Origin of the sequence: Streptomyces sp. NPDC059248, assembly GCF_042753905.1 — a bacterium.
Taxonomy (GTDB): domain Bacteria; phylum Actinomycetota; class Actinomycetes; order Streptomycetales; family Streptomycetaceae; genus Streptomyces.
Window position 1 is genome coordinate 41,146 of record NZ_JBHYZV010000029.1, and the last position, 21,278, is coordinate 62,423.

Genomic DNA, 21,278 nt, shown 5'->3' on the forward strand with positions numbered 1-21,278 from the left:
GCGCCCTCGGTGTCCTCGTCGGACTCCGGGTGCTCGGCGGAGTCTCCGCGACGGCGGCGACGGCCGCCGCGGCGGCGACGACGGGAGGGGCGGTCCTCGGACTCGTCCTGCTCCTCCGCCTCGTCGGCGGCCTCGGGCTCCGCTTCGGCGGGCTCGACGGCCTCGGCGACGGGCTCGGCGGGCTGCTCGGGGGCTTCGGCGCGACGACGACGGCGACGACGGCCGGCCGGCTCGGCGGCGGGCTCGGCCGGGGTCTCGACCGGCTGCTCCACCGCCTCTTCGAGCTCGTCGGTCTCTTCCGTCTCCTCGGGCGCCTCGTACGCGGCGGCGGCCGCGGCGGCCGTCTCCGGGGTCTGGAACATCGGCTCGGCGAAGACCGGGGCCTGGAAGACGGCGACGGCGGGGCGGGCGGCCCGGCGCTTCGCGCCACCGGCCTCGGGGGGCTCGGCGGTGAACTGCGGGGCGACGACCCGGCGGCGGGAACGGCCCCGGCTCGCTGCGCTCTCGGCGGCGGCGACCTGGTCGCCGTGGGCGGCGATCTCGGTCACGGCGTTACCGGGCAGCGTCTCGCCGGACCCGGCGGCCTCGGCCGCGACGGGCTCGGGAGAGGTGGTCTTACGGGTGGCGCGGCGACGGGCACGCGGCGCGGGCTCCTCCGCCACGGCCTCGGCGACCGGCTCGACAACCGTCTCGGCGGCGACCGGCTCGGGGGACGTGGTCTTACGGGTGGCCCGGCGGCGGGCACGCGGCGCGGGCTCCTCCACGACGGCCTCGGCGACGGGCTCGGCGACGACCGGCTCGACAGCGGCCTCGACCGCGACCGGCTCCGGCGAGGTGGTCTTACGGGTCGCGCGGCGACGGGCGCGGGGAGCGGGCTCCTCCGCCACCGCCTCCGCTACAGCCTCGGCGACGACCGGCTCGGCGACCGCGTCGGCGGACGTCGCCTTACGGGTGGCACGGCGACGGGCACGCGGAGCGGACTCCTCCACGACGGCCTCGGCTACGGGCTCGGCGACCGGCTCGACAACCGCCTCGGCGGCGACCGGCTCGGGGGACGTGGTCTTACGGGTGGCCCGGCGACGGGCCCGCGGAGCGGGCTCCTCCGCCACAGCCTCGGCTACGGGCTCGGCGACGACCGGCTCGGCGGCGACGGGCTCCGGGGCGGTGGCCGCGCGTGTCGCCCGGCGGCGCTTGCGCGGGGCCTCCTCCTCGGCCGGCTCCGCCGCCACCGGCTCGGTGGTGGTCTCGGCCGCGACCGGCTCGGCGGACGTCGCCTTGCGCGTGGCGCGGCGGCGGGTACGCGGCGCGGCCTCCTCGGCCACGGCGTCCGCGGCGGGCGGTCCCGCGGGGCGGGAGGCGGCGCGGCGGCGGCGCGGGGGCAGGGTGTCGCTGGGGCTGTCGGCCCCGGGGGTGGTGGTTCCGGCGGTGCCGGATTCGTTCGACTCGTGCATGCGGGCGGTTCTCCCGTCACGCTCCCGGGCGGACGCGTTCACGGTCCGGCCATGTCCGCGCTCGGCGCGGTGATGCCGTCCGGGGCGAGGCCGCCGCACGGGAGCTGAATTGTCTGGCTCGCCGGTTCCGTGCGCGATGTACACACGGCCTGGCGAAAGTCTTGTGGTCTTCCGCGGCCCGACCCAGGTGGCTTCCGCGTACGAGGGCCGCGCTCGACGACGATCCGGTCGCGAACGGGACCGGACCCGCGTCCCCGTGGGGACGCCCTCGCGTCATCGAGGGGAGACGGTCCCGGCGGCCATGGTTGGAGCGGCCGGTACTGCCTCGCGGTCGACTGCGAGCGGGTCGGTCACCGTGCCGGACTCCTCGTCGAAGAGCCCCTGCGCCAGCCTGGTCACCGCTGCGGGGACCGGCGGCGCCAGGTCGGCCACAGCGCGGAGACCGGACAGGACGTCGTCGGGTCGTACAGCAGGCGTCACGTGCCGTACTACCAGCCGCAGTATCGCACAGGCCCGCGCCGGCGGCCCATCGGCCTGCGGGGGGAACACGTCGAGTGACACGACCGCGCCGCGGGCGTCGAAGGTCCGCATGCCGTTCTTCGTCCGCCGCTCGACCTCGACGGTGTCGGCCGCGAGGAAGGCCGTGACGGCCCGTTCGGCGTCCGCCGGGTCGACCCGGTCGAGCCGGAGCTCCCAGACGGAGGCGGTCAGCCGGTCGGCGAGCCCGGACGTACGGGCCTCGACGGCGTCGGTGATGTCGAGACCGTCCGGCAGCGACTCGTTGAGCAGGTCGCGGAGCGCGTCGGGGTCCCGGGTCTCGGTGAGGGCGATCTCCAGGTACTCGGCCTCGGAGCCGGTACCGGTGGGGGCGGCGTTGGCGTACGACACCTTCGGGTGCGGGGTGAAGCCCGCCGAGTACGCCATGGGCACCTCGGCCCGGCGCAGAGCCCGCTCGAAGGCGCGCTGGAAGTCTCGGTGGCTGGTGAACCGGAGGCGGCCGCGCTTGGTGTAGCGCAGGCGGATGCGCTGTACCGCGGGTGCGGGCGGTGGGCCTTCGGGCTGTCGCTTGCCCAGTGGTTCTTCTCCTCGGTGCGGGGCGGTCGCGGGTGACGCCGCCCTCGGAATGCCTGATGTCCCGTGGGCGCCCGCCCGGCTCGCACCCGCTTCGCGCGGGGGAGCCCGGGGGCGGGCCGCCGCTGTCCGTGACAGTCGTTCTTCTACCCAGAGTACGCGCCGGGGCCCCCACCGGTTCCCGGGGTTCCGGGACGGATACCGGCGGCGATGCCGGATTCCCGGGTACGGGCGCCGTCCGCGGGGGCGGCCGGGACCGCCCCCCGGGGGACTACTTCACCACCGTCAGCGGGAGCAGCTTCTTGCCGGTGGGGCCGATCTGGATGTCCAGGCCGAGCTGGGGGCAGACCCCGCAGTCGAAGCAGGGGGTCCAGCGGCAGTCCTCGACCTCGGTCTCGTCGAGGGCGTCCTGCCAGTCCTCCCAGAGCCAGTCCTTGTCGAGCCCGGAGTCGAGGTGGTCCCAGGGGAGGACCTCCTCGTAGGTACGCTCCCGGGTGGTGTACCAGTCGACGTCCACGCCGTACGCGGGGAGCGCCTTGCCGGCACAGGCCATCCAGCGGTCGTACGAGAAGTGCTCGCGCCAGCCGTCGAAGCGGCCGCCGTCCTCGTAGACGGCGCGGATCACATCGCCCACGCGGCGGTCGCCGCGCGAGAGCAGGCCCTCGACGATGCCGGGCTTTCCGTCGTGGTAGCGGAAGCCGATGGAGCGGCCGTACTTCTTGTCGCCGCGGATCTTGTCGCGGAGCTTCTCCAGCCGGGCGTCGGTGGCCTCGGCGGAGAGCTGCGGGGCCCACTGGAAGGGGGTGTGCGGCTTGGGGACGAAGCCGCCGATGGAGACGGTGCAGCGGATGTCCTGGGAGCCGGAGACCTCCCGGCCCTTGGCGATGACGTTGACCGCCATGTCGCCGATCTGGAGGACGTCCTCGTCGGTCTCGGTGGGCAGACCGCACATGAAGTACAGCTTCACCTGGCGCCAACCGTTGCCGTAGGCGGTGGCGACCGTACGGATCAGGTCCTCCTCCGAGACCATCTTGTTGATGACCTTGCGCAGCCGCTCGGAGCCGCCTTCGGGGGCGAAGGTGAGGCCGGAGCGGCGGCCGTTGCGGGTCAGCTCGTTCGCCAGGTCGACATTGAAGGCGTCGACGCGGGTGGACGGGAGGGAGAGCCCGATCTTGTCAGCCTCGTACCGGTCGGCGAGTCCCTTGGCGACGTCGCCGATCTCGGAGTGGTCGGCACTGGAGAGCGAGAGCAGGCCGACCTCCTCGAAGCCGGTCGCCTTCAGACCCTTGTCGACCATCTCGCCGATGCCGGTGATGCTGCGTTCCCGCACCGGGCGGGTGATCATGCCCGCCTGGCAGAACCGGCAGCCGCGGGTGCAGCCGCGGAAGATCTCCACGGACATCCGCTCGTGGACGGTCTCGGCCAGCGGGACCAGCGGCTGCTTGGGGTAGGGCCACTCGTCGAGGTCCATGACGGTGTGCTTGGAGACCCGCCACGGCACGCCGGAGCGGTTCGGTACGACCCGGCCGATCCGCCCGTCGGGCAGATACTCGACGTCGTAGAAGCCGGGGACGTACACCCCGCCGGTCTTCGCGAGCCGGAACAGCACCTCCTCGCGCCCGCCGGGGCGGCCCTCGGCCTTCCAGGCGCGGACGATGTCGGTGATGTCGAGGACGGCCTGCTCGCCGTCGCCGATGACGGCGCAGTCGATGAACTCGGCGATCGGCTCGGGGTTGAAGGCCGCGTGGCCGCCCGCGAGGACGATCGGGTCGTCGATCCCGCGGTCCTTCGCCGCCAGCGGGATGCCGGCGAGGTCGAGGGCGGCCAGCATGTTCGTGTACCCCAGCTCGGTGGAGAAGCTGAGGCCGAAGACGTCGAACGCGCCGACCGGACGGTGGGAGTCGACCGTGAACTGCGGGACGCCGTGCTCCCGCATCAGCTCCTCCAGGTCCGGCCAGACGCTGTACGTCCGCTCGGCGAGCACACCCTCGCGCTCGTTCAGTACCTCGTAGAGGATCATGACGCCCTGGTTGGGCAGTCCGACCTCGTACGCGTCCGGGTACATCAGCGCCCAGCGGACGTCACACGACTCCCACGGCTTGACGGTGGAGTTCAGCTCACCGCCGACGTACTGGATCGGCTTCTGCACATGCGGGAGCAGAGCCTCTAGCTGTGGGAAGACCGACTCGGCAGCAGACATCTCAGAGATCTCAGGGCTTTCGTGAGCTGGCAGGGGTGACCATCCAGCGTACCCCGATCGGACGATGCCCTCAGCCGACGCCGTGCTGGTGCAACTTCCCCCGGTCGGCGGCGGCCCAGACGTCCGGCAGCTCCAGCTCCCGGTCGGCGGCGGCCCGCTGCTCACGCCCGTACAGGAGTCCCCAGGTGAAGGCCGACTCCCCCGCCGCGTGCGCCTGGATCGCGATATCGCGCAGGGTGTCCCGGGCGACGACGCTGTCCTGGTGCTCGCCGAGCACGGTCTGGACCGCCTTCATCCGTTTGGCGAACCACCGGGCGGGGCGGCCGAGGGCCGCGGTGGCCGCCTCGCCCGCGTACCGGGCGCGTTTGGCGGCCTTGCGGGCGTCGTGCATGGCCAGATCGCGGTCCCTGCCCGCGGGCAGGGAGAGGGCGTGGTCGATCCGCTCGGAGAGCCGCCCGTAGTCCTTGAGCAGCGCCTTGGGCAGGACGGCTTCCGGCGCGCCCGCGGCCCGTTTGCGCAGCGGTGGATCGGCGAGCAGGGTGTCGAGGGCGGTGAGCAGGGCGAGATAGCGGGCGCTGTCGAGGGCGGTCAGGGCGCGGCGGCGGGCGCCGGAGCCGCGGGAGGCCGTCCAGATCCGCAGCCGGCCGCGGACGGGGCCCAGCAGCAGGGGCCTGGGGAGGGCGTCGAGTCCGCCCCGCAGCCGTTCGGCCAGGACCTCGGTGTCGCGGGCCGCGCCCAGCTCGCCCGCCAGCCATTTCAGCTCCTCGCCGACCGGGTCGGTGACGGCGCGGTCGAGTACCGAGGAGTACGAGCGGAACGCGCTGCGCAGCCTGCGGGTGGCGACCCGCATCTGGTGGACGGCGTCGGGGGTGTTGCGGCGTACCCCGGGGTCGTGGGCGAGGAGGGCGGTGACCTGCTCGCGCAGATAGACCAGGACGGAGGAGCCCGCGTCGTCGCCGGGGGCGGGCGGGGCGGGGGCGAAGGCGGCGTCGAGGCCGGTCTCGCCGAGGGCGCGGGCCAGCTTGGAGGGGGCGTCGGCGGCCCTGATACCGGCCTTGCGGAGGCGTTTGCCGACCTTGTCGAGAAGGGCCGGATCGCCGTCGTCGGCGAGTTCGACCTCGATCTCGTCCCAGCCCGCGGTCCGCCCGTCGTCGAGCCGTTCGGCGCGTACCGCGTCCCGGCTCAGCTCGGCGAGGAGGACGCCGTCCGCGTCGAGGAGGTGGTGGATCTCCCGGGTGGAGAGCAGCCGGATCACGGGTTCCGGCTCGGTGGACCTGGTGCGGGCCCGGATCAGGGCCCGCAGGGCGCGGGGCAGCGCCGGGGAGAGCGGGGCCGTGATCTCGTCGCGCACTCCGGGGGCGACGGGCAGTTTGAGGTGCCAGCCCGCGTCGGCGCCGCCGGTACGGCGCCGGAGGGTGATGGACGCGGCGGCGAGCCGCAGGTCCTGGGTGTCGTAGTAGACCGCGTCGAGTTCGGTGGTGCCCTGGTCGACGACGGTGGAGACGCCCGGCACCCGGGTCAGGTCGGGCAGCCGGGTCTCGGGAGTGGCTTCGTACTTCCGCTCGATTTCGCGCTTCGTGTCCGCCATACATCGAATCTAATTCGGGATGATTCGTTACGGCAGCCCCGGAACACCGCCGAATCGCGCGTTCGCCGTGCTCGGGCGGTGTTCCGGGGGCCGGGCGGGACGGGCCGGGTGGTGGCTCAGGCCGTTATGGGGCGCTGTACCCGGATGGACTGGAGGAGTCCGACCGCCACCCAGACGGCGAACATGGACGAGCCGCCGTAGGAGACGAACGGCAGCGGGAGTCCCGCGACCGGCATGATGCCGAGGGTCATCCCGATGTTCTCGAAGGACTGGAAGGCGAACCAGGCGATGATGCCGGCCGCCACGACGGTGCCGTACAGCTCGGTGGTCTCCCGGGCGATCCGGCAGGCCCGCCACAGCACGACGCCCAGCAGGACCAGGATCAGCGCGGCACCGACGAAGCCCAGTTCCTCGCCCGCGACGGTGAAGACGAAGTCGGTCTGCTGCTCGGGAACGAACTGCCCGGTGGTCTGGGACCCCTTGAACAGCCCGGTGCCCATCAGCCCGCCGGAGCCGATGGCGATCCGGGCCTGGTTGGTGTTGTAGCCGACACCCGCCGGGTCCAGCTCGGGGTTGGCGAAGGCGGCGAACCGGTTGATCTGGTACTCGTCGAGCAGTCCGAGCGCGGCGACCAGGACGGCACCGGCCACCCCGCCGCCGATGAGTCCGAGGACCCAGCGGTTGGGCGCCCCGGAGGCGAGCAGCACCCCGAGGACGATCACCACCATCACCATCACGGAGCCGAGGTCGGGCATCCGCATGATGATCAGCATCGGTACGACGGCGAGCACCAGCGATTTGGCGATGACGCGGTGGTCGGGATGGGCCGTATCGCCCGCGTCGACCCGGGCCGCCAGCAGCATCGCCATACCCAGAATGATGGTGATCTTGACGAACTCGGACGGCTGGATGGTGAGGCCGCCGCCGATCACCAGCCAGGCGTGGGCGCCGTTGATCGTCGCCCCGAGCGGGGTCAGCACCAGCAGGATCAGGAGGATGGAGATGCCGTACAGCACGGGGACGGCGCCGCGCAGGGTGCGGTGGCCGAGCCAGATGGTGCCGACCATCAGGGCCAGGCCGATGCCGGTGTTGAGGGTGTGCCGGAAGAGGAAGTAGTACGGGTCGCCCTGGTTCAGCTCGGTGCGGTTGCGGGTGGCGGACCACACCAGCAGGGCCCCGATGGCGCTGAGGGCGAGGGCGGAGAACAGCAGGGGCCAGTCGAGGCGGCGGACCATCGAGTCGCGCGAGCTGAGCTGCGCCCACAGTCCACCGCGTCGTGGGCCGTAGCCGGAGACGGAGAAGCCATTGGTGCCGGCCATGTGCCCTTAGTCCCTCCGAGCGGGTGGTCCCGCGAGCCGCTGATCCTGGTCCTGCTGGTCCTGCTGGTCCTGGTCCTGCTGATTCGGGTCCTGCTGGTTCTGCTGGTTCTGGTCCTGCCGGGTGTCGGCGGTGCCCTGTTCGTCCTCCGGCTTCGGGGGGACGTACGGCTTGATCTCGGGCGCGTCGATGTTCCCGTCGGGCTGGACCTTCGGCAGCGTCTTCTGCGGTCCGGGCAGCAGGGCCCGCTTCAGGTCCTGGCCGCCCTTCTCGTCGAGGCCGTACATCGCCTCGTAGATATTGCGGACCGCGGGTCCGGACGCGCCCGAACCCGTACCGCCCTGGGAGATCGTCATCACGATCGTGAAGTCGTCCGTGTACGTGGCGAACCACGAGGTGGTCTGCTTGCCGAAGACCTCGGCCGTGCCCGTCTTGGCGTGCATCGGGATCTTGTCGTGCGGCCAGCCCTGGAACCGCCAGGCGGCCGAGCCGGTCTTCACGACTCCCGCGAGGGCATCGTTTATCTGGTCCCTGGTCTGCTTGTCCATCGGCAGCCTGCCGTGCGACTTCGGCTTGATCTCCTCCACCTTCCTGCCGTCGGGGCTGATGATCGCCTTGCCGACGGTGGGGTTGTAGAGCGTGCCGCCGTTGGCGATGGCCGCGTAGGCGGTCGCCATCTGTATCGGGGTGACGAGGATGTCGCCCTGTCCGATGGAGTAGTTCACCGAGTCACCGGCGCGCATCTGGTTGCCTTCGAGGCAGTTCTCGTACGCGACCTGCTCGCCGTAGTCCCCGCCCTTCTTGCCGGTCTTGCACCAGGACTCCTTGTTGGCCTCCCAGAAGCTCTGCTTCCACTCCCGGTCCGGAACCCGGCCCTTGACCTCGTTCGGCAGGTCGATCCCGGTCTCCGAGCCGAGCCCGAAGTCGTGGGCGGTGCGGTAGAACCAGTTCTTGGCGTCCTTCTTCGGCTTGATGCCGCCGTCCTTGGCCCACTCGTTGTACGCGAGGCCGTAGTAGACCGTGTCGCAGGAGACCTCCAGGGCCCGGCCGAGGCTGATGGAGCCGTAGCCCTTGGACTCGAAGTTCTTGAACTCCCGGCCGCCGAAGGAGAGCGACGACGGGCAGGGATAGTTGCCGTCGAACTCGTAGCCGGCCCGGACGGCGGCGGCCGAGGAGACGATCTTGAAGATCGAGCCGGGGGCCGCCTGGCCCTGGATGGCCCGGTTCAGTAGCGGGAAGTTGGAGTCGTCGCTGGTCAGGGCGGCGTAGTCCTTGGCCGAGATACCGCCGACCCAGGCATTGGGGTCATAGGTCGGCAGGGACGCCATGGCGACGACCCGGCCGGTCTTGTTCTCCATGACGACGACGGCGCCCGCGTCGGCCTTGTAGTTCACCTGGGTGTTGCGGTCGAGTTCCTTGCGGGCGGCCTTCATCGCCTCGTTCAGCTCGTACTCCGCGACCGCCTGCACCCGGGCGTCGATCGACGTGACCAGGTTCGCCCCGGCCCTGGCCTGGTCGCGTTCGGCCTCGCCGATCACCCGGCCCAGGTTGTCGACCTCGTAACGGGTGATCCCGGCCTTGCCGCGGAGCGCCTTGTCGTAGGTGCGTTCGATGCCGGAGCGGCCCACCTGGTCGGAGCGGAGATAGGGCGATTCGCTGTCCTTGGCCTTCTGGATCTCACCGTCGGTGACGGGTGAGAGATAGCCGAGGACCTGGGCGGTGTTGGCCTTGCCGGGCGCGGTGTAGCGGCGGACGGCGGTGGGTTCGGCGGTGATGCCCCCGAAGTCCTCCGCGCGCTCCCGGATCTGGAGCGCCTGCTGGGTGGTGGCCTCGTCCGTGACCGGGATGGGCTGGTAGGGCGAGCCGTTCCAGCACGGCTTGGGGGTCTTGGAGTCGCAGAGCCTGACCTTGTCCATGACCTCCTTCGGCTTCATGCCGAGGACGTCCGCGAGCCGGGTGAGGACGGCCTTGCCGTCGTCCGGCATCTTCATCAGCTCGGTACGGGACGCGGAGACCACGAGACGGGTCTCGTTGTCGGCGAGCGCCACGCCGCGGGCGTCCAGGATGGAGCCCCGGACCGCGGGCTGGACGACCCGCTGGACGCCGTTGTTCTTCGCCTCGTCCGTGTACTCCTGGCCGTTGCGGATCTGGAGGTACCAGAGCCGCCCGCCGAGGGTGAGGAGGAGGGAGAAGACCAGGACCTGGATGACGACGAGCCGGATCTGGACCCGGGGGGTCCGGCCGGTCTCCGGGATGTTGCTCATGGTGTGTGTGCCCCTCCCTCGGTCACAGTCGCTTGACGCCCTTGATCCGGCCCGCGCGTGAGGCCCTCGACCGGGCGGACCGCAGTCTGAGGCCGCCGCGCTGGCTGCCGATCCGCAGTCCGGTGCCGGAGGCCAGCCAGCCGGACGAGACGTCCCCGCCGCCCTGGGCCTCGGTCACCGGGTCGTTCTCCGTCCGGCGGGCCAGGGCCATCACGACCGGCACGGTGAACGGGGCGAGCAGCAGATCGTAGACCGCCGCCGTGAACAGCAGACCGCCCAGGCCCACCTGACGGGCCGCGCTGTCGCCGACGAGGGCGCCCACGCCCGCGTAGAGCAGGGTGGAGCCGACGGCCGCGGCGACGACCACGACCATCGGTCCGGTGGCGGAGCGGACCTTGCCGTCCTGGGGGCGGGCGAGCCCCGCGAGATAGCCGATCACGCAGAGGACCAGGGCGTACCGTCCGGCGGCGTGGTCGGCGGGTGGCGCGAGGTCGGCGAGGAGTCCGGCGCCGAAGCCGATCAGGGCGCCGGAGACGTGCCCGTAGACGAAGGCCAGTCCGAGGACGGTGAGCAGCAGCAGATCGGGGACGGCGCCGGGCAGCTGGAGCCGGGCGAGTACGGAGACCTGGACGACGAGCGCGACCACCACGAGCGCGCTGGACAGCAGGATCCGGTTGATGCGCATACGGATCTCCTACCGCTGCTCGTCGGTCTGGCCTGCGGGGCGGCCCGGTGGTGTCGCGTCGGCCCGTCCGGGGTCCGGGCCCGGGGCCTGTCCGGTGTCCCGGGCGGCGTTCGGATCCGCGTTCGGGTCCGGGTTCGGGTCGGCGCCCTGTGCCGTACCGGGATCGGCGTTCGGGTCGGCGTTCTGATCGGTGCCCGGCACGGTGCCGGTGTCGCCGCCCTGCTGCCGCAGATCGGCCGACGCCGACGGGTTGACCGTGACGGTGACGGTCGGTACGGGCTTGACCTTGGGCTTGGGCGGCAGGACGGAGTCGCGCGGGTCGCTGCCGGGCGCGGCGACGACGACCCCGACGATGTCCAGCCGGCTGAAGCCCACATAGGGGCGGACGTAGACGGTACGGGTCAGATCGCCGCCGAGCGGGTCGACCTTGACGACCTCGCCGATCGGGACGCCGGGGACGAACGGCCGGGACGCCTGCGAGCCGAAGGTGACCATCCGGTCGCCCTTCTTCACCTTCGACTTGCCGTTGAGGAGCTGTACGGAGACGGGGCGGTCGCCCTGCCCGGTGGCGAAGCCGAGTTCGTCGGTCTTCTCCATCCGGGTGCCGACGGTGAAGCGGGGGTCGTTGGCGAGCAGCACGGTGGCGGTGCCGGGGCCGACGGTGGTGACCCGGCCGACCAGGCCGTCACCGTTGATGACGGTCATGTCCCGCTTGATTCCGTCCTCGGAGCCGACGTCGACGGTGACGGTCCAGGAGAAGCCCTGAGCCGCTCCTATGGCGATGACCTCGGCGGCCTTGACCCGGTACTGTCCGGCGCCCGCGGTCCGCAGCAGCTTGTCCAGCTCCCGGGCCCGGCTGCCGTTGCGGTCGTCGCTGCCGAGCTTCGTCCGCAGCTCGGCGTTCTCCCGCTCCAGCTCGGTGATGCGGTTGTGCCGCTCCCCCGAGTCCCGGATCGCCCCGATGGCGTTGCCCACGGGATCGACGGCGGTCGCCACGCCGTTCTGGACCGGACCGAAGACGGTCGCGGCGGCCTGCCGGGCGCCGTCGACCGGTGAGTCCTCGCCGCCGCGGATATCCACCGTGATCAGTGCGAACGCGATGGCGATCAGCAGCACCAGGAGCAGCCGGCTCTCTCGTGTGTCCCTCACGTGCGGCGGCCGTGCCTTCCTCGTCGGAATGTCGGTGTCGTGATGGTCGTGATGGTCGTGATGTTCTTCCGTACCGCTCGACGATCGTCACCGCTCGGCGATCGTCACTGCCCGGCGATCGTCCGTACGGGTCGGCAGACGCCCGTACCGGGGTTCCCGGGACCCGTCCGGGCTCCGGGGCCGATCGCCCCTCCCCCGCGCGCCCCGACCGCCGGCGCGCCCTCGTGCGCATTGTTCTGTTGGTACGTCACCGGCCGCCCGACCGGTCCGACCGGGCGGTCCGGCCGGCCGCTAGCGCCGGGGCTGGGCGTCCAGCACCTGCTGGAGCGCCTCGAACTCCTCGACGCACTTGCCCGACCCGAGCGCCACCGAGTCCAGCGGGTCCTCGGCGATATGGATCGGCATCCCGGTCTCCCGGCGCAGCCGCTCGTCGAGTCCGCGCAGCAGCGCCCCGCCGCCGGTGAGCACGATCCCCCGGTCCATCACGTCGCCGGAGAGCTCCGGCGGACACTTGTCGAGGGTCGTCTTCACGGCGTCGACGATCGCGTTGACCGGCTCCTCGATCGCCTTGCGGACCTCGGCCGCCGAGATGACCACGGTCTTGGGCAGCCCGGAGACCAGGTCGCGCCCGCGGATCTCGGTGTGCTCGTCCTGTTCGAGATCATAGGCCGAACCGATGGTGATCTTGATGGATTCGGCGGTGCGCTCACCGAGGAGGAGGGAGTACTCCTTCTTGATGTGCTGGATGATCGCGTTGTCCAGCTCGTCGCCCGCCACCCGGATGGACTGTGCCGTGACGATTCCGCCGAGGGAGATCACGGCGACCTCGGTGGTGCCGCCGCCGATGTCGACGACCATGTTGCCGGTGGCCTCGTGGACCGGGAGCCCGGAGCCGATGGCCGCGGCCATGGGCTCCTCGATGATGTGCACCTGGCGGGCCCCCGCCTGGGTGGACGCCTCGATGACGGCGCGGCGCTCGACGCCCGTGATGCCGGAGGGCACACAGACGACGACCCGGGGCCGGGCCAGATAACGACGCTTGTGGATCTTGAGAATGAAGTAACGGAGCATCCGCTCCGTGATCTCGAAGTCGGCGATCACGCCGTCCTTGAGCGGCCGGACGGCCACGATGTTCCCCGGCGTCCGGCCGATCATCTTCTTCGCCTCGGAGCCGACCGCGAGAATGCCACCGGTGTTGGTGTTGATCGCGACGACGGACGGCTCGTTGAGAACGATCCCCCGGCCCCTGACGTACACCAGCGTGTTGGCGGTCCCGAGGTCGACAGCCATATCACGGCCGATGAACGACATGTTCTTCCCCAACAGGATGCGTGACGCCTTCCCTGCGGGAGCTTTGACGGCTCTTCAGGAAGGCGTGGATGGATGCTTGTGGAGTGGCGACTTCCATCGTAGTGCCGCCACGGGTGAAGCGGCGCGGTGGACCGCCTCTTGTAATAGGTGACGTGGTGTCGCAGCGATGCGTTCCCGAAAAGTGTCCGCATATGCCGACAGGCGACCGAATTCCTTCGGTCGCCCCAGGTCACCGAAGTCCACCCACCCGTTTGACGACGCCGAACGGGCTCTTACGGTTCCACCGGGCCGGCGGGAACCGGCGTATCGTCAGGAAAGACCGGGGAAGAAGATCTTCTGTTCCCGAATGGCGGACTCGGCGGAGTCCGAGGCGTGGATGAGATTCTCGCGGACGATGGTTCCATAATCCCCCCGGATGGAGCCGGGCGGTGCGGCGATCGGGTCCGTCGGGCCCGCCAACTGGCGTATGCCCTCGATCACCCGGTCACCCTCGACGACGAGCACGACGACCGGCCCGGAGAGCATGAACTCGACCAGCGGCTCGTAGAAGACCTTGCCCACGTGCTCGGCGTAGTGCCGCTCCAGGGTGGGACGGTCCAGGGTCCGCTGCTCCATCTCCTCGATGGTCCAGCCGGCCTTGGCCTCGATCCGGCCGAGGATCTCGCCGACGAGCTTACGGCGCACGGCGTCCGGCTTCAGGATGACGAGGGATCGTTCCGTCATGTGTGGTGCTCCTTGCGATGTTCGTTAGCGGTGGTGCGAGATTATCGCCCATCACTCGAACAGCGGCAGGCGGTCCGGAAGACGACCTGCCACATCGGCTCGTAGCACCCCGAAGAACCCGAACGTCACCGAACGCGCTACGCGGGATCCGCGTTCCCCGACTCGGCGGCCCAGCGGGCCTTCGCCTCGTCGATCTTCCGCCCGTAGTGGACGGAGGCCCACCACAGGCCGGCGAAGCAGACCCCGAGGAGGAACATCATCGGAACCACGAAGCCGCTGGCGATCAGCCCGATCTGGAGCACCCAGCCGAGCTGCACCCCGCCCGGCCTGGTGAGCATCCCGCACAGCAGCAGCGACAGCGCCATGGCGATCCCGCAGACCGTCCAGACGGTGCCGACGGTCAGACTGTCGTCCTTCATCGCCACCAGGCCCGCGAAGCCGATCACGAAGAACTCGCCGATCAGTGTGGACGCCGCGAGGGTACGCATCGCTTCTCAGCCCTTCTTCAGCAGCAGCCGGGCCTCGCCGGCCGTGAACACCGAACCGGTCACGAGCACCCCGGCGCCCGCGTACTCGGCCTCCTCCTCGGCGAGGGAGACCGCCGCCTCCAGCGCGTCGTCCAGCCGCGGCTCGACCACCACCCGCTCGTCGCCGAAGACCTCCACGGCGATCGCCGCCAGCTCGTCGGGGTCCATGCTCCGCCCGGTGGAGTTCCGGGTGATCACGATCTCCGTGAACACCGGCTCGAACGCCTCCAGCAGACCGCGGACGTCCTTGCCGGCGCTGGTGCCCACGACGCCGATCAGCCGGGAGAAGCCGAACGCCTCCGTCATCGCCTCGGCCGTCGCCCGGGCGCCCGCCGGATTGTGGGCCGCGTCCAGCACGACCGTGGGGCTGCGGCGGACGACTTCCAGCCGCGCCGGGCTGCTCACCCTCGCGAACGCCCGCCGCACCGTCTCCAGGTCCAGGACCCGCGCGTGTTCGGCGCCCACCCCGAAGAACGCCTCGACCGCGGCGAGCGCCACGGCCGCGTTGTGCGCCTGGTGGGCCCCGTACAGCGGCAGGAAGACCTCGCCGTACTCGCCGCCCAGTCCTCGCAGGGTGAGCAGCTGGCCGCCGACCGCGACCTCCCGGGAGACCACGCCGAACTCCATGCCCTCGCGGGCCACCGTGGCGTCCACCTCGACGGCCTTCTTCAGCAGCACCTGCGCCGCGTCCACCGGCTGCTGGGCCAGGACGACGGTGGCGCCCCGCTTGACGACGCCCGCCTTCTCCCCGGCGATCTCGGCGTGGGTGGTGCCCAGCCGGTCGGTGTGGTCGAGGTCGATGGGGGTGACCACGGCCACCTGTCCGTCGATCACATTGGTCGCGTCCCACTCGCCGCCCATACCGACCTCGACGACGGCCACGTCGACCGGCGCGTCCGCGAAGGCCGCGTACGCCATCCCGGTGAGGACCTCGAAGAACGACAGCCGGTACTCCTGCGCCGCGTCGACCATCTCGACGTACGGCTTGATGTCCTCATAGGTGGCGATGAACCGCTCGGCGCTCATCGGGGCGCCGTCGAGGCTGATCCGCTCGGTGACCGACTGGACGTGCGGGGAGGTGTAGCGGCCGGTCCGCAGATCGAACGCGGAGAGCAGGGCCTCGATCATCCGGGCCGTGGACGTCTTGCCGTTGGTCCCGGTGATGTGGATCGAGGGGTACGACCGCTGGGGCTCGCCCAGGACGTCCATCAGCGCCGCGATCCGCCGGACCGACGGCTCCAGCTTGGTCTCGCCCCAGCGGGTCGCCAGCTCCGTCTCCACCGCCCGCAGCGCCGCGTCCACCTCGGGGTCGGCGGGCCGCCCGGGTACGTCGGCGTCCGGCGGGACGGCCTGGGTACGCAGGGTACGGCTGCCCGCCTCGATCACCGCCAGGTCGGGGTCGCGGTCGGTCTCGGCGTCGACGATCTCGTCGAAGACGTCGCGCTCGTACGGCTCGGGCTCGTCGTCCGGCTGGGGGTCGGCGGGGTGCTCACTCACGCGCCCAGTCTAGGCGGCCGGGCGCGCCGTCCCGCCGGGGGTTCACGGCGCGCCGGTCCTGCGGCCCGCCGGGAGGACGGCGACGACCTCGTACACCTCGTCGCGCGGCCCGGCGGTGAGCGTGCCGCCCATCGCGGTGACGCGCTCCCGCATGGAGAACGTGCCGGTACCGCTGGAGACCGGTTCGGTGACCGGGGCTGCGGCCGGGAGCGGATTGCGGACGACGACCCGCAGCCGGGGCCCGTCGAGGCCGATGCGCACGGTCACCCGTTCGCCCGGGGCGTGCTTGGCCGCGTTCGTCAGACACTCCTGGACCACGCGGTGGACGGCGGCCTGGCGCAGCGGTGAGAGACCGTAGGCCGCGTCGGCGACGTCCACGGTCACCGGGCTGCCCATCGCCGCGCCCTCCTCCGCGAGGGCCCTCAGGCCGTCGAGACCGGGGGTGGCGGTCCGTTCGTCGGCCCGGTGCACGATCGTGTCGTTGAGGATCTGATGCGCCCGCCGGGCGGTGTCGGCCAGCTCCTCGAAGTCCTTCTCGTGGGAGTCGCCGCGGGCCCGTACCGCCAGTACCTCGGCCCGGACCGCGAGCACCGTCAGCTCCCGGCCGACCAGGTCGTGGACGTCCCGGGCGACGGAGATGCGTTCGTCCTGGACGGCTTTGAGCACGGCGGTACGGGCGCGTTGCGCCGCCAGCTCGCGCACCAGGTCGTGCCGGTAGGCCGCGATGCCGACGCCCGCCGCGAGGACGCCGATCGGCACCACGAGGGAGAGGAAGGAGCTGAGGCTGTCCCCGCCGCGCCGGGGCCAGCCGGCGAGGACGAAGAACCCGTAGGCGACGGCGACGTATCCGGCGGTCGCCAGGACCCCGGCGGCCCGGCCGCGGAACCGGCCGATGGAGTACAGCGCGAACTGGATCATGGTCAGTTCGTGCAGCCAGCCGAGGAGCGCCAGGGCTATGGCGTACGGCACCCAGGGCGCCCGGCGCCGCAGGACGAGGGTCGCCGCGCCCGCCGCCAGGACCAGGGTGGCGGTGAACCCGGTGAGGGAGTTGTCGGCGCCGGCCAGCCCGGGTACGTCGAGCACCATCAACGAGAAGCAGCTCAGGGCGGCGATGACGTCGAGGGCGGGGGGTGACGCGGCCCAGCGGCGGGTGCGCCGCCGCACCTCGGTGACGAGGCGAACCACGACGTACCTGACGGGCGACATGCCCTCCATGATGCGTCCCGCCCTCCCGGCGGCCCAGCCCGGGACCACCCCGGGAGCCCGCCCCGTCCCGGAGCACCGGAACCCCAGGTTCCAGGGGCGCGGGGAACTGCGCGACCAGCCACTCACGGTGTGAGGTCCGGGGCCGGGCGCACCCGGCAGACGCTGCCGGGTGCCCCGGGGCGGCGGCTTCCCGCCGTAGGGGCGATGTGGAGTTCCGACCGCGCGCCGTCGACGGCTGGTCGCGCAGTTCCCCGCGCCCCTGGATACCCGAGGCCGAGCCACCCCGGAAAGGGACCGCGCCCCTGGATACCCGAGCCCCCGACCGCCCCGGAAGGGGTCGGCCGGGGGTGGTGGCGAGTGAGCCGAAGGGGCGCGTCGTGGTCTGGAAGGAGAGCGCGCGCAGGCCGCGAGGAACGAGCGGTCGAGCACGGTCGACTGAAGAACACGGCTAAAGCGCCCCGGAGGCGAACCGAGCCCTTTAAAGGGAAGGCAGGCTCTCCAGCTGGGCGGAGATGCGGGTGATGTCCGCCTCGGCCGAGGCAAGGCGGGTGCGGATCTTGTCCACCACCTGGTCCGGCGCCTTCGCCAAGAACGCGTCGTTGCCCAGCTTCGCCTCCGCCTGCGCCTTCTCCTTCTCGGCCGCCGCGAGGTCCTTCGCGAGACGCTTGCGTTCGGCGGGGACGTCGATGGCGCCGGAGAGGTCGAGGGCGACGGTCGCGCCGGCCACCGGCAGGGTGGCCGTGGCGTGGAAGGCGTCGCCTTCGGGCTGGAGCCGGAGGAGCTGACGGATCGCGGCTTCGTGCGGGGCGAGCGTCGTCCCGGTGAGGCCGAGCCGCGCGGGGACCTTCTGGCCGGGCTGGAGGCCCTGGTCGGAGCGGAACCTGCGGACTTCGGTGACGACGCGCTGGACCAGTTCGATCTCCCGTTCCGCGGCGTCGTCGCGGAAGCCGCTGTCGGCGGGCCAGTCGGCGATGACGACGGACTCGCGGCCGGTGAGGGTCGTCCACAGCGCCTCGGTGACGAACGGGGTCACGGGGTGCAGCAGCCGCAGGGTGACGTCGAGCACCTCGCCGAGGACGCGGGCGGAGACCTTCGCCTGCTCGCCGCCGGCGAAGTAGGTGGTCTTGGAGAGTTCGACGTACCAGTCGAAGACCTCGTCCCACGCGAAGTGGTAGAGCGCGTCGGACAACTTGGCGAACTGGTAGTCGTCGTAGTACGCGTCGACTTCGGCGACGGTCTTGTTGAGCCGGGACAGGATCCACCGGTCGGCCGCCGACTGCTGCTCCACGGGGGGCAGGTCGCCTTCGACGTTGGCGCCGTTCATCAGCGCGAACCGGGTCGCGTTCCAGATCTTGTTGGCGAAGTTGCGGGACGCCTGGACCCAGTCCTCGCCGATCGGGACGTCGGTGCCCGGGTTGGCGCCGCGGGCGAGGGTGAAGCGGACGGCGTCGGAGCCGTAGGTGTCCATCCAGTCGAGCGGGTTGACGGTGTTCCCCGCCGACTTGGACATCTTCTTGCCGAACTCGTCGCGGACCATGCCGTGGAAGGCGACGGTACGGAACGGGGGCTCGCCGTCCATGGTGTACAGGCCGAACATCATCATCCGGGCGACCCAGAAGAACATCAGGTCGTAGCCGGTGACGAGGACGTCGGTGGAGTAGAACTTCTCCAGGTCGGGGGTCTGCTCGGGCCAGCCGAGGGTGGAGAAGGGCCACAGGCCGGAGGAGAACCAGGTGTCGAGGACGTCGGGGTCCTGCTCCCAGCCCTCGCCCGCCGGGGGCTGCTCGTCGGGTCCGACGGCGACCATCTCGCCGTTCGGGCCGTGCCAGATCGGGATCCGGTGGCCCCACCACAGCTGGCGCGAGATGCACCAGTCGTGCATGTTGTCGACCCAGTCGTAGTAGCGCTGGGTCATGTCGGCGGGGTGGATGGCGACCTTGCCGTCGCGGACCGCGTCGCCGGCGGCCTTGGCGAGCGGCTCGACCTTGACCCACCACTGGAGCGACACGCGCGGTTCCAGGGTCGTACGGCAGCGGGAGCAGTGGCCCACGGAGTGGGTGTAGGGGCGCTTCTCGGCGACGATCCGGCCGTCGGCGCGGAGCGCGGCGACGATCGCCGAGCGGGCCTCGAAGCGGTCGAGGCCCTCGAAGGGTCCGTGGACGGTGATGATGCCCCGCTCGTCGAGCACCTCGATGGACTCCAGGCCGTGGCGCTGGCCGATGGCGAAGTCGTTGGGGTCGTGGGCGGGGGTGACCTTGACGGCGCCGGTGCCGAACTCGGGGTCGACATGGGTGTCGGCGACGACGGGGATGGTGCGGTCGGTGAGCGGCAGGGTGATCCGCTTGCCGATGAGGTGGGCGTACCGCTCGTCGTCGGGGTGGACGGCGACGGCGGTGTCGCCGAGCATCGTCTCGGCGCGGGTGGTGGCGACCACGACGGTCTCGTCGCCGTCGCCGTACTTCAGCGACACCAGCTCGCCGTCGTCGTCCTGGTAGTCGACCTCGATGTCGGAGATGGCGGTCAGACAGCGCGGGCACCAGTTGATGATGCGCTCGGCGCGGTAGATCAGCCCCTCGTCGTACATCTTCTTGAAGACGGTCTGGACGGCCCGGGAGAGGCCCTCGTCCATGGTGAAGCGGTCCCGGCTCCAGGCGACGCCCTCGCCGAGGCGGCGCATCTGTCCCTGGATCTGGCCGCCGGACTCGGCCTTCCACTGCCAGACACGCTCGACGAACGCCTCCCGGCCCAGGTCGTGGCGGGACTTGCCCTCCTTGGCCAGCTCGCGCTCGACGACGTTCTGGGTGGCGATACCGGCGTGGTCCATGCCGGGCTGCCACAGCGTCTCGTAGCCCTGCATCCGCTTCCGGCGGGTCAGGGCGTCGATGAGGGTGTGCTCGAAGGCGTGGCCCATGTGGAGGGAGCCGGTGACGTTCGGCGGGGGGATGACGACGGTGTACGGGGTCTTGTCGCTCTTGGCGTCCGCCTCGAAGTAACCGCGACCTACCCAGCGCTCGTACAGCGTCCCCTCTACCTCGGCCGGCGCGTACTGGGTCGGCAGTTCGGGGGTGGTGGCTGGCTGCTGCTGAGTGTTCTCGGTCACGGAGCCAGTCTAGGGGGTGTCACAGGGCCGTACGGAAACGGGAAGGTTCGGTAACGGTGTGACCCCCGTCGCCCCACCGCACGGGCGGGTGGGTGAGGATGTGAAATCCAGATAAGCGTTCTCACATGGGGGACTCACGAGGATGAGCCAGAACCAGCCGGGCCCTTACGACGGCCAGCCGCAGCAGCCCGGACCGTACGGTCAGCCGGGGCCGTACGGGGGCCCTCCGCCGCAGCAGCCCCAGCAGCCTCCGGCCTCTCAGCCCGGCTACGGCTATCCCCAGCAGCCCGGTGGCCAGCCGGGACCGTACACCCCGCCGCAGGGCGCCGGCTACGGCTTCCCGCAGCAGCCCGCCGGGCAGCCCAACCCCTACGGCGGTCCCGAGCAGGGCGGGGCGCCGGGGCAGGGGCAGCAGCCGGGCCAGTGGGGCGCGCCGCAGCAGCCGGGTCCGTACGGCCGGCAGCCCGGCTACCCGGGTCAGCCGCCCGCGCCGGACGCGCCGCGGAAGAAGAAGACCGGTCTGGTGATAGCCGCCGCCGTGGTGGCGCTCGCGGTCGTCGGCGGTGGTGGCTATCTGCTGCTCGCCGAGGACAACGGCTCCGGCGGGGTCGCGGACAGCACCCGCGGCTACAAGATCACCCCGCCCGCCTCGGTCGACGAGTACACGAAGCAGAGCGGCGGCGACGGCGACGAGAAGATGTCGTCGTCGGACCGCAAGGACGCCGAGTCCATGGGGATCAAGGACCCCCAGCAGGTGGCCGCGAGCTACAAGGCGGGTGACGACCCGACCACCGGCAAGATGCTGGTGATGACCGGCTTCTGGGGCAAGGTCGACCAGCCGGAGAAGGCCATCGACAACTTCTTCAAGCTGGTGGAGAAGGACTCGGGCAAGAACGGCGAGGCCGAACTGGTCGGCAGCGCGAAGGCGGTGAAGCCGAACGGCTTCAACGGCGCCGTGATGAAATGCCAGAACATCAAGGACAAGTCGGGCAAGCAGCCGTTCGAGATCCCGGTGTGCGTCTGGGGCGACCACAGCAGTGTCGTCGTGGTGATGCACATGGAGCTGTCGATGCTGTCGGAGGCGACCGGTGGTACGCCGGCCAAGCCCATGGCGCAGGACAAGCTGGCCGACCTGGCGGCGAAGCTGTACAAGACCTCGCGTACCAAGATCTGACCCCGGGCGGTCCGC

At 71.4% G+C, this 21,278-nt stretch carries 14 protein-coding genes and 1 pseudogene; 1 reads left to right on the top strand and 14 read right to left on the bottom strand.

The window, feature by feature from the left end; genetic code table 11:
- The 14 genes and pseudogenes from ACFXG1_RS14990 to ACFXG1_RS15055 all read right to left on the bottom strand — a co-directional run.
- Positions 1–1,451, bottom strand: a pseudogene (locus tag ACFXG1_RS14990) (ribonuclease E/G); the annotation flags it as partial.
- A gap of 273 nt (positions 1,452–1,724) precedes the next feature.
- The gene (locus ACFXG1_RS14995; RefSeq protein WP_384718974.1) at positions 1,725–2,525 is read right to left on the bottom strand and encodes a TIGR03936 family radical SAM-associated protein; all 801 of its coding nucleotides are present in this window, start codon (positions 2,523–2,525) and stop codon (positions 1,725–1,727) included.
- Between the two features lie 268 nt (positions 2,526–2,793).
- The gene (locus ACFXG1_RS15000; RefSeq protein WP_384742715.1) at positions 2,794–4,722 is read right to left on the bottom strand and encodes a TIGR03960 family B12-binding radical SAM protein; all 1,929 of its coding nucleotides are present in this window, start codon (positions 4,720–4,722) and stop codon (positions 2,794–2,796) included.
- 70 nt (positions 4,723–4,792) lie between these two features.
- On the bottom strand, positions 4,793–6,310 hold the full coding sequence (locus ACFXG1_RS15005) for a CHAD domain-containing protein (protein ID WP_384718972.1): 1,518 nt from the start codon (positions 6,308–6,310) through the stop codon (positions 4,793–4,795).
- Between the two features lie 116 nt (positions 6,311–6,426).
- Positions 6,427–7,629, bottom strand: a complete 1,203-nt coding sequence (rodA, locus tag ACFXG1_RS15010) for a rod shape-determining protein RodA (protein ID WP_384719413.1) — start codon at positions 7,627–7,629, stop codon at positions 6,427–6,429.
- A 6-nt stretch (positions 7,630–7,635) separates the two neighbouring features.
- Positions 7,636–9,891, bottom strand: a complete 2,256-nt coding sequence (gene mrdA / locus ACFXG1_RS15015) for a penicillin-binding protein 2 (protein ID WP_384719411.1) — start codon at positions 9,889–9,891, stop codon at positions 7,636–7,638.
- Positions 9,892–9,913: 22 nt separating this feature from the next.
- Positions 9,914–10,576: a rod shape-determining protein MreD gene (gene mreD, locus ACFXG1_RS15020; protein WP_384742719.1), complete on the bottom strand. Its 663-nt coding sequence runs from the start codon at positions 10,574–10,576 to the stop codon at positions 9,914–9,916.
- 9 nt (positions 10,577–10,585) lie between these two features.
- On the bottom strand, positions 10,586–11,725 hold the full coding sequence (gene mreC / locus ACFXG1_RS15025; RefSeq protein ID WP_384742721.1) for a rod shape-determining protein MreC: 1,140 nt from the start codon (positions 11,723–11,725) through the stop codon (positions 10,586–10,588).
- A 291-nt stretch (positions 11,726–12,016) separates the two neighbouring features.
- On the bottom strand, positions 12,017–13,036 hold the full coding sequence (locus ACFXG1_RS15030) for a rod shape-determining protein (protein ID WP_358823557.1): 1,020 nt from the start codon (positions 13,034–13,036) through the stop codon (positions 12,017–12,019).
- 309 nt (positions 13,037–13,345) lie between these two features.
- On the bottom strand, positions 13,346–13,759 hold the full coding sequence (gene ndk / locus ACFXG1_RS15035) for a nucleoside-diphosphate kinase (RefSeq protein ID WP_384717610.1): 414 nt from the start codon (positions 13,757–13,759) through the stop codon (positions 13,346–13,348).
- A gap of 137 nt (positions 13,760–13,896) precedes the next feature.
- A complete protein-coding gene (locus tag ACFXG1_RS15040) occupies positions 13,897–14,247 on the bottom strand; it encodes a DUF4233 domain-containing protein (RefSeq protein ID WP_384717613.1) in 351 nt (116 codons plus the stop codon).
- Positions 14,248–14,253: 6 nt separating this feature from the next.
- Positions 14,254–15,783: a bifunctional folylpolyglutamate synthase/dihydrofolate synthase gene (locus ACFXG1_RS15045; protein ID WP_384717616.1), complete on the bottom strand. Its 1,530-nt coding sequence runs from the start codon at positions 15,781–15,783 to the stop codon at positions 14,254–14,256.
- A gap of 42 nt (positions 15,784–15,825) precedes the next feature.
- Positions 15,826–16,989, bottom strand: coding sequence for a sensor histidine kinase (locus ACFXG1_RS15050; protein WP_384717619.1), 1,164 nt, complete (start codon positions 16,987–16,989; stop codon positions 15,826–15,828).
- A gap of 478 nt (positions 16,990–17,467) precedes the next feature.
- Positions 17,468–20,089, bottom strand: a complete 2,622-nt coding sequence (locus tag ACFXG1_RS15055; RefSeq protein WP_384742726.1) for a valine--tRNA ligase — start codon at positions 20,087–20,089, stop codon at positions 17,468–17,470.
- A gap of 142 nt (positions 20,090–20,231) precedes the next feature.
- Between ACFXG1_RS15055 and ACFXG1_RS15060 the strand changes: the two genes are divergently transcribed.
- On the top strand, positions 20,232–21,263 hold the full coding sequence (locus tag ACFXG1_RS15060; RefSeq protein WP_384720107.1) for a hypothetical protein: 1,032 nt from the start codon (positions 20,232–20,234) through the stop codon (positions 21,261–21,263).
- The last annotated feature ends 15 nt before the right edge of the window (positions 21,264–21,278 follow it).

What these genes read in the sequence shown, in the direction of transcription:
- ACFXG1_RS15050 (WP_384717619.1), bottom strand. Translation starts at nt 16,989, where the DNA reads ATGTCGCCCGTCAGGTACGTCGTGGTTCGCCTCGTCACCGAGGTGCGG.
- ACFXG1_RS15040 (WP_384717613.1), bottom strand. Translation starts at nt 14,247, where the DNA reads ATGCGTACCCTCGCGGCGTCCACACTGATCGGCGAGTTCTTCGTGATC.
- rodA (WP_384719413.1), bottom strand. Translation starts at nt 7,629, where the DNA reads ATGGCCGGCACCAATGGCTTCTCCGTCTCCGGCTACGGCCCACGACGC.
- ndk (WP_384717610.1), bottom strand. Translation starts at nt 13,759, where the DNA reads ATGACGGAACGATCCCTCGTCATCCTGAAGCCGGACGCCGTGCGCCGT.
- mrdA (WP_384719411.1), bottom strand. Translation starts at nt 9,891, where the DNA reads ATGAGCAACATCCCGGAGACCGGCCGGACCCCCCGGGTCCAGATCCGG.
- ACFXG1_RS15060 (WP_384720107.1), top strand. Translation starts at nt 20,232, where the DNA reads ATGAGCCAGAACCAGCCGGGCCCTTACGACGGCCAGCCGCAGCAGCCC.
- ACFXG1_RS15000 (WP_384742715.1), bottom strand. Translation starts at nt 4,722, where the DNA reads ATGTCTGCTGCCGAGTCGGTCTTCCCACAGCTAGAGGCTCTGCTCCCG.
- ACFXG1_RS15030 (WP_358823557.1), bottom strand. Translation starts at nt 13,036, where the DNA reads ATGTCGTTCATCGGCCGTGATATGGCTGTCGACCTCGGGACCGCCAAC.
- ACFXG1_RS15005 (WP_384718972.1), bottom strand. Translation starts at nt 6,310, where the DNA reads ATGGCGGACACGAAGCGCGAAATCGAGCGGAAGTACGAAGCCACTCCC.
- mreD (WP_384742719.1), bottom strand. Translation starts at nt 10,576, where the DNA reads ATGCGCATCAACCGGATCCTGCTGTCCAGCGCGCTCGTGGTGGTCGCG.